The sequence below is a fragment of the Microcoleus sp. D2_18a_B4 genome, from assembly GCF_036702475.1.
Taxonomy (GTDB): domain Bacteria; phylum Cyanobacteriota; class Cyanobacteriia; order Cyanobacteriales; family Microcoleaceae; genus Microcoleus.
Map to the genome: position 1 here is coordinate 106,208 of NZ_JAUBTL010000017.1, position 6,000 is coordinate 112,207.

Annotated in this window: 5 protein-coding genes; 2 read left to right on the forward strand and 3 right to left on the reverse strand. The window is 48.0% G+C overall.

All coding sequences use genetic code 11. The features are described from left to right. Window positions 1-57 precede the first annotated feature (57 nt). Together QUB04_RS12855 and purE are read right to left on the reverse strand one after the other, a co-directional pair. Window positions 58-1,659: an ammonium transporter gene (locus tag QUB04_RS12855; RefSeq protein ID WP_333284703.1), complete on the reverse strand. Its 1,602-nt coding sequence runs from the start codon at window positions 1,657-1,659 to the stop codon at window positions 58-60. A gap of 83 nt (window positions 1,660-1,742) precedes the next feature. Continuing rightward, on the reverse strand, window positions 1,743-2,264 hold the full coding sequence (gene purE / locus QUB04_RS12860) for a 5-(carboxyamino)imidazole ribonucleotide mutase (RefSeq protein ID WP_333284705.1): 522 nt from the start codon (window positions 2,262-2,264) through the stop codon (window positions 1,743-1,745). Window positions 2,265-2,660: 396 nt separating this feature from the next. Here purE and nagA point away from each other — a divergent pair, with 396 nt between their 5' ends. After that, window positions 2,661-3,890 (forward strand): N-acetylglucosamine-6-phosphate deacetylase, encoded by a 1,230-nt coding sequence (nagA, locus tag QUB04_RS12865; RefSeq protein ID WP_333284707.1) that lies wholly within the window; start codon window positions 2,661-2,663, stop codon window positions 3,888-3,890. A 74-nt stretch (window positions 3,891-3,964) separates the two neighbouring features. Here nagA and QUB04_RS12870 read toward each other — a convergent pair whose 3' ends face one another. Beyond that, on the reverse strand, window positions 3,965-4,696 hold the full coding sequence (locus QUB04_RS12870; protein ID WP_333284709.1) for a DUF4058 family protein: 732 nt from the start codon (window positions 4,694-4,696) through the stop codon (window positions 3,965-3,967). 318 nt (window positions 4,697-5,014) lie between these two features. Between QUB04_RS12870 and bchM the strand changes: the two genes are divergently transcribed. Then, a complete protein-coding gene (bchM, locus tag QUB04_RS12875; protein WP_333144434.1) occupies window positions 5,015-5,701 on the forward strand; it encodes a magnesium protoporphyrin IX methyltransferase in 687 nt (228 codons plus the stop codon). The last annotated feature ends 299 nt before the right edge of the window (window positions 5,702-6,000 follow it).

Below are 6,000 nucleotides of genomic sequence, written 5' to 3' on the forward strand. Positions count from 1 at the left end.
CTGATAAATAGCTAATTTAGGACACGAAAGCTGAATAGATCGATCTCTTCGCACGCTCTACATTTTGTTAGGCCTCCCACCAGAACCCCCACCATAAACGCCGTAGCCGCTCTCACTTCTGTTATCCAAGCTCGTTTCCTTCACAAACCCGGTGTAAGCTTCCATCCCGTGTTCGCCGATATCCAAACCTTCAGCCTCCTCTAAAGCAGAAACGCGGATACCCAGCAAAGCTTTGAGTGCCATCCAAAAAATCGTAGTCAGCAGCACGGTCATCCCGCCTACAGAGATAATGCCAACCAACTGCGCCCATAGTTGACCGAAACCTCCGCCCACAAGCAATCCGGCTGCCGGGCCTGCGGTATAAAGTCCAGTTGTAGGCCCGTCAGCAAATAAGCCAACTGCCAGAGTTCCCCAGATGCCGCAGACTAAGTGAACTGAAGTTGCGCCTACAGGGTCGTCAATTTTCAAGTTGTCGAAGAAAGTTACGGCGAAAACTACCAGGATACCGGCGATCGTGCCGATTATGGCAGAGTTGGGCAAGTTGATCCAAGCGCAGCTCGCTGTTACGCCGACTAAGCCGGCAAGGATGCCGTTGATAATCATCGAAAGGTCGGGTTTGCCCAGGTACAGCCAAGCAGTAATGGTTGCAGCAGCTCCCCCGAAGGCACCGGCGGTGTTGGTGGTGAGCGCAATGTGGGCGATCGCATTTGGATCGACTGCCATTGTCGAACCGGGATTGAACCCGAACCAACCCAACCACAGAATCAAACAGCCCAGGGTGGCAATGCTCATATTGTGTCCCGGCATCGCCACAGTATCGCCGTCGCGGTACTTGCCGATCCGCGGCCCCAAAAATGCCGCTCCCATCAAAGCAGCCCAACCGCCTACCGAGTGAATCACTGTCGAACCGGCAAAATCCCAGAAGCCTGCTTTTGCCAGCCAGCCGCCGCCCCAAATCCAGTGTCCGGTAATTGGGTAAGCAATGCCTACTAGCAGCAAGCTGAAAATTAAGAATTCAAGGAATTTAATTCTCTCTGCAACGGCTCCAGAAACGATCGTCGCAGCAGTTCCCGCAAAAACTAATTGGAAAAAGAATTTAGCGTTAAGAGGCACTCCCGTCCAGTTAAGCGAGTCGAAAATGCCTTGATAAGCCTCTCCTGTGGCGGGGCTGTTGTCAGCTACGTTCCACAGGAAAAATCCGCCGCTGGTGCCGATAAAACCGTTGCCGTCACTGAACATTAAGGCAAAGCCGATCGCCCAATATGCGATCGTAGAAAGCGCAAAAACAATCAAGTTTTTGGACAGCACGTTGACGGCATTTTTTTGGCGACAAAAACCGGTTTCCAACATACAGAAACCCGCGTTCATAAAGAACACTAGCATCGCCGCCACCATGACCCACATGGTATCCATGCCCACCTTAAGGCTTGCTAATTGTTCCTCGGTGGTTGGTGCGGGAGCTGTTTGGGCTACCGCCGCATATCCCCACACCAAGACGATGATTGCAGCTAAAGGTATACAGGCTTGCCAACTTGGAGTGAGGCGGGCGATCGCCCTTTGTAACTTCTTCAACCTGTTGACTTTCGTAAAAAAATTAGCTGCTGACAAATTTAAAGACTCCCGCCTGACGGGTTTCGACTTTTTCTTTCCGACAGTCATTTTAATCACTTTTACCCTCTTTACGGCTAGTAAGCTCAGCAATATTCGGAAAACTTTCCAATCTTACTACAAAAGTTTATGGATTATTTTTTGAGATTGAGATAGTTATGATAGCCTAGCTCTTCTAGTTGATTTTGTTTTTTCAGTACAGATTCGGACAAAGTTTTGCGGTAATGCAAAACTCGCTCTAGCAATTCTGGCTGATGAGCTGCCAGTATCTGAACTGCCAGCAAGCCAGCATTCTTAGCGTTGCCGATCCCCACTGTTGCTACGGGTATCCCGGCTGGCATTTGCACGATCGAGTACAGCGAATCTACCCCTTGCAGGTGGCGGCTCGGTACGGGCACCCCAATTACGGGCAAGGGCGTTAAAGATGCTACCATACCTGGGAGGTGCGCCGCTCCCCCGGCACCTGCGATAATGACTTTCAAGCCTCGTTGGTGAGCGGTTTGGGCGTATTCCACCATGCGATCGGGGGTACGGTGCGCCGAGACGATCGCCACGGAGCAAGCAACGTTGAATTCTTCGCAAACTGCGATCGCATCTTTCATGGTTGGCAAATCCGAATCGCTACCCATGATAATTCCAACTGTCGCTTGATTCATAAAATTTTCCGATGTGAGATTTCAGATAAATGCTAATTTTAAATGATTGCGTTAACTCAAATTTAGATATTTTGTACCCAAACTGACCCTTAAAAGCAATTTGGCCACAAGCCCCCGTCTGAGCCGGCCTGGAGCCAGCAAAAAGCAAAAAGCTCCCCATCCTCATCGCCAGCCCCCGGATTTATCCGTAGCGAATATTAAGTCTAAAATCTAAAATCTAAAATCTAAAATCGGATGACTGAAACTGACCCTTAAAAGCAATTTGGCCACAATCCCCCGTCTGAGCCGCCCTGGAGCCAGCAAAAAGCAAAAAGCTCCCCATCCTCATCGCCAGCCACCGGATTTATCCGTAGCGAATATTAAATCTAAAATCTAAAATCTAAAATCTAAAATCGGATGACTGAAGCCACAACCCCAACTGCCACCCCCACAGATATTCTCAATGCTCGCCTCCCCGGTTGCAAGGATTTGCAGATGCTTGCTGTTGACGAAACGGGAATCATTCAAGAAGTTTTGCCGATGGACGCCGTATTTAAACGGATTTGTCCTCCCCATTTGCACGTGGTTGATGTAGGAGGCGATTGGCTTTCTCTGGGCGGTGTTGACTTGCAGATTAACGGCGCCCTCGGTTTTGCTTTTCCCGATTTAGAAAGCAAGCATATTGAAATTTTGCCGAAAATTTGTCAATTTTTGTGGAATCAGGGAGTCGATGCTTTTTTGCCTACTTTGGTGACAACTTCGTTGGATAAGTTTAGGCGATCGCTCTCGACTATAGCTGATTATATCCGCACTGTACAAACCGCAGATCGCGCAACAATTAAACCCAAAACAGCGGAAATTCTCGGCGTTCATCTCGAAGGCCCTTTTCTCAACCCCCAGAAGCGAGGAGCTCACCCAGTTGAGTTTTTGTTACCGCTAACTATAGAAAATGTCAAGCAAGTTTTAGGAGATTGTGCCGATATTGTCAAAATAATTACTTTAGCGCCGGAGCTAGACAGCACTGGCGAAGTCATTTCCTATTTGCAAAGTTTGGGAATTTGCGTCAGTCTCGGACACTCCCAAGCGACGGGAGAGCAAGCGCAACAAGCATTTGAGCGGGGAGCTTCAATGGTAACTCACGCTTTTAATGCGATGCCGAGTTTGCACCACAGAGAACCGGGTTTGTTGGGAGCGGCGATTGTTTATCCGGGCGTAAAATGCGGTTTAATTGCTGACGGGAAACACGTTTCTCCGACAATGATTGATTTTTTGCTACGCGCTGGTAGGTATCAAAAAGGCGTTTTTTTAGTGAGCGATGCTTTGGCTCCTTTGGGTTTGCCTGACGGTGTTTATCCTTGGGATTCCCGACAAATTGAAGTCAGAAAAGGTACAGCTTGGGTAAGATTAGATTATCACTCGACCCTGGAATGTGCTACTTTGGCAGGTACTACTCTGCCGCTGTTGGCGGGAGTTCAGAATTTGGTGGAGTGGGGGATTTGCGATGCCGAAAGTGCGATCGCCCTGGCAACTGAATCTCCAAGAAAGGCGATCGGACTTTCGGGAATTATCGGCAATTCAGCAACTCAATTATTGCGCTGGAATTTAAATGAACCGACAAAAGAATTGGCTTGGCATCGGTTGTTTTAAGTGATTCCATTTAGTTTCCATGCCATTAGTTTCTCGCACAGTAGAATTCGTAGTGAGGACGAAGAGTCCTTATGCTAAGCGCTGCTAACAGCAATTCGGTGTTCTCGGCAAGTTCGATCGTAAATATTATTTAATTCCACAGCCAAGCAAATCTCGCCCCGCAGCCACAGCGGTAAAGCAGGAAGCGCGCAGCCCACAGCGAGTTTTTCCTGCCAAATATCGAGGCATTGGTTGCCGTCTCGCTCGATCGGTCGATAAGCTGTAGCATAAAGTTCAGCGTCGAAGGGCAAAGCGCTTCCTCCCGCCAGACGGGCTAACAATTCATTATGAAGATTTGCCTTCCTTCCCGTCACAACATCAACTATTACCAACCCAATTCCCTGGCGCAAATACGTCTCGCACTTAGAAACAAAAGCACCGCGATGAGTAGAACGATCTTTGTTGGCAGGACTTACTAATTCAATTGCACCGGCTAATACCGGGCCGGCTTCAGTGTTAAAAATACTGACTTGCACGGTTTCCGCTGCAGTTAGAAAAGGCACGCTTTGGGCTGGGGGTGACATCCAATTGTTTGGGAAATCTCTTTGCAAACGAATTACCGTCTCTGGACAATCAAACTCCGGTAGAGGTTCCTCAAAAGCTGCTACATCAATTTCAATCCCAAACTGCACGTTGGGTTCGGCAAAGTAATTTGCGGGTAATTTGGCATTCAAATCCGATGCAATGTAAGTCGCCCAGGCGTTGTGAAAGGCGTGCCAGTGACGGCGAACCGACAGCGGCGGGCGGAAATGGTCTTGTAGCACCATATTTTTTAAATTTAGGGCTGATTAAAATTATCGCTAGAATGTGCGATCGGCTGAACTCGGTTTTTATGGAATTAGTTTCTCAATTCGGGATTGTTCGAGTTGCGATCGCCCGTATAAGTAAATTTAACTCAATTTAATTGGGTGGGGAGTGTCAATGGATTTTAGATTTTAGATTTTAGATTTTAGATTTAAAATTGAAGAACTTAGCCCACTGATAAATCCGGGGGCCCCGGATTAAATTACTTTCGGTCAACAATAACTGTCGCTGCGGCTTTATAATATTTAACCGTTGGCAATAACTCAGCAGCAGGCAGATCGATGAATTTGGTAGACGACAAGACTATAGTTAGACAGTATTTTAACTCGACGGGATTCGATCGGTGGCAGCGAATTTACGGCGACGGCAAAGTCAATAAAGTTCAGCTAGACATCCGCACCGGGCACCAGAAAACGGTGGATACAGTCATCGAATGGCTGCAAGCTGACGGCAATTTACCCGGGCTTTGTGTCTGCGATGCCGGCTGCGGTGTGGGATCTCTGAGCATTCCTCTGGCTGAGGCTGGGGCAATTGTTTGCGCTAGCGATATCTCTGAAAAGATGGTAGCAGAAGCCTACGCTCGATCGACAGCCGTTCCCGGCAAGCTCTACAACATCTCCTTCGCCGCCCAAGATTTGGAAGCTTTAACGGGCAAATTTCACACTGTCATTTGTTTGGACGTGCTGATCCACTATCCTCAAGATAAGGCTGCGGAAATGATCGCTCACCTAAGTTCGATCGCCCAATCGCGACTAATTATCAGTTTTGCCCCCAAAACTTTAGCACTCACCGCCCTCAAAAAATTTGGCGAACTTTTCCCCGGCCCGAGCAAAACTACCCGCGCTTACCAGCACCGCGAAGCTGATATTATCAAAATCTTAGAAAACAATGGTTTTGTTATTAACAGAACAGCGATGACTAGCACTAGCTTTTACTATTCTCGCTTGCTGGAAGCTGTGCGGAAATAGGTTAAAAATATCTGCAAAAAAGCTAATTTCTCATCAGCCTAGGGTGCGCCTAGCGCACCTTCCCTTCCCAGAGTTAGGCCAGTGAACATCTCTACTATGCGATTGCTTCGCGGAGGCTCGCAATGACAACTAAGGCACGCACCGCGCACTTTCCCGCTCAACAATTAGATATTTTTCCCTCCTCCTCCTTCTTTCTTCTTCCTTCTTCCTTCTTCCTTCTTTCTTCTTCCTTCTTCCTTCTTCCTTCTTCCTTCTTCCTTCTTCCTTCTTCCTTCTTCCTTCTTCCTTCTTCCTTCTTC

Bases quoted from the DNA above. Each gene is read 5' to 3' on its own strand.
- QUB04_RS12855 (WP_333284703.1), bottom strand. From the start codon at position 1,659: ATGACTGTCGGAAAGAAAAAGTCGAAACCCGTCAGGCGGGAGTCTTTA.
- purE (WP_333284705.1), bottom strand. From the start codon at position 2,264: ATGAATCAAGCGACAGTTGGAATTATCATGGGTAGCGATTCGGATTTG.
- nagA (WP_333284707.1), top strand. From the start codon at position 2,661: ATGACTGAAGCCACAACCCCAACTGCCACCCCCACAGATATTCTCAAT.
- QUB04_RS12870 (WP_333284709.1), bottom strand. From the start codon at position 4,696: ATGGTGCTACAAGACCATTTCCGCCCGCCGCTGTCGGTTCGCCGTCAC.
- bchM (WP_333144434.1), top strand. From the start codon at position 5,015: ATGAATTTGGTAGACGACAAGACTATAGTTAGACAGTATTTTAACTCG.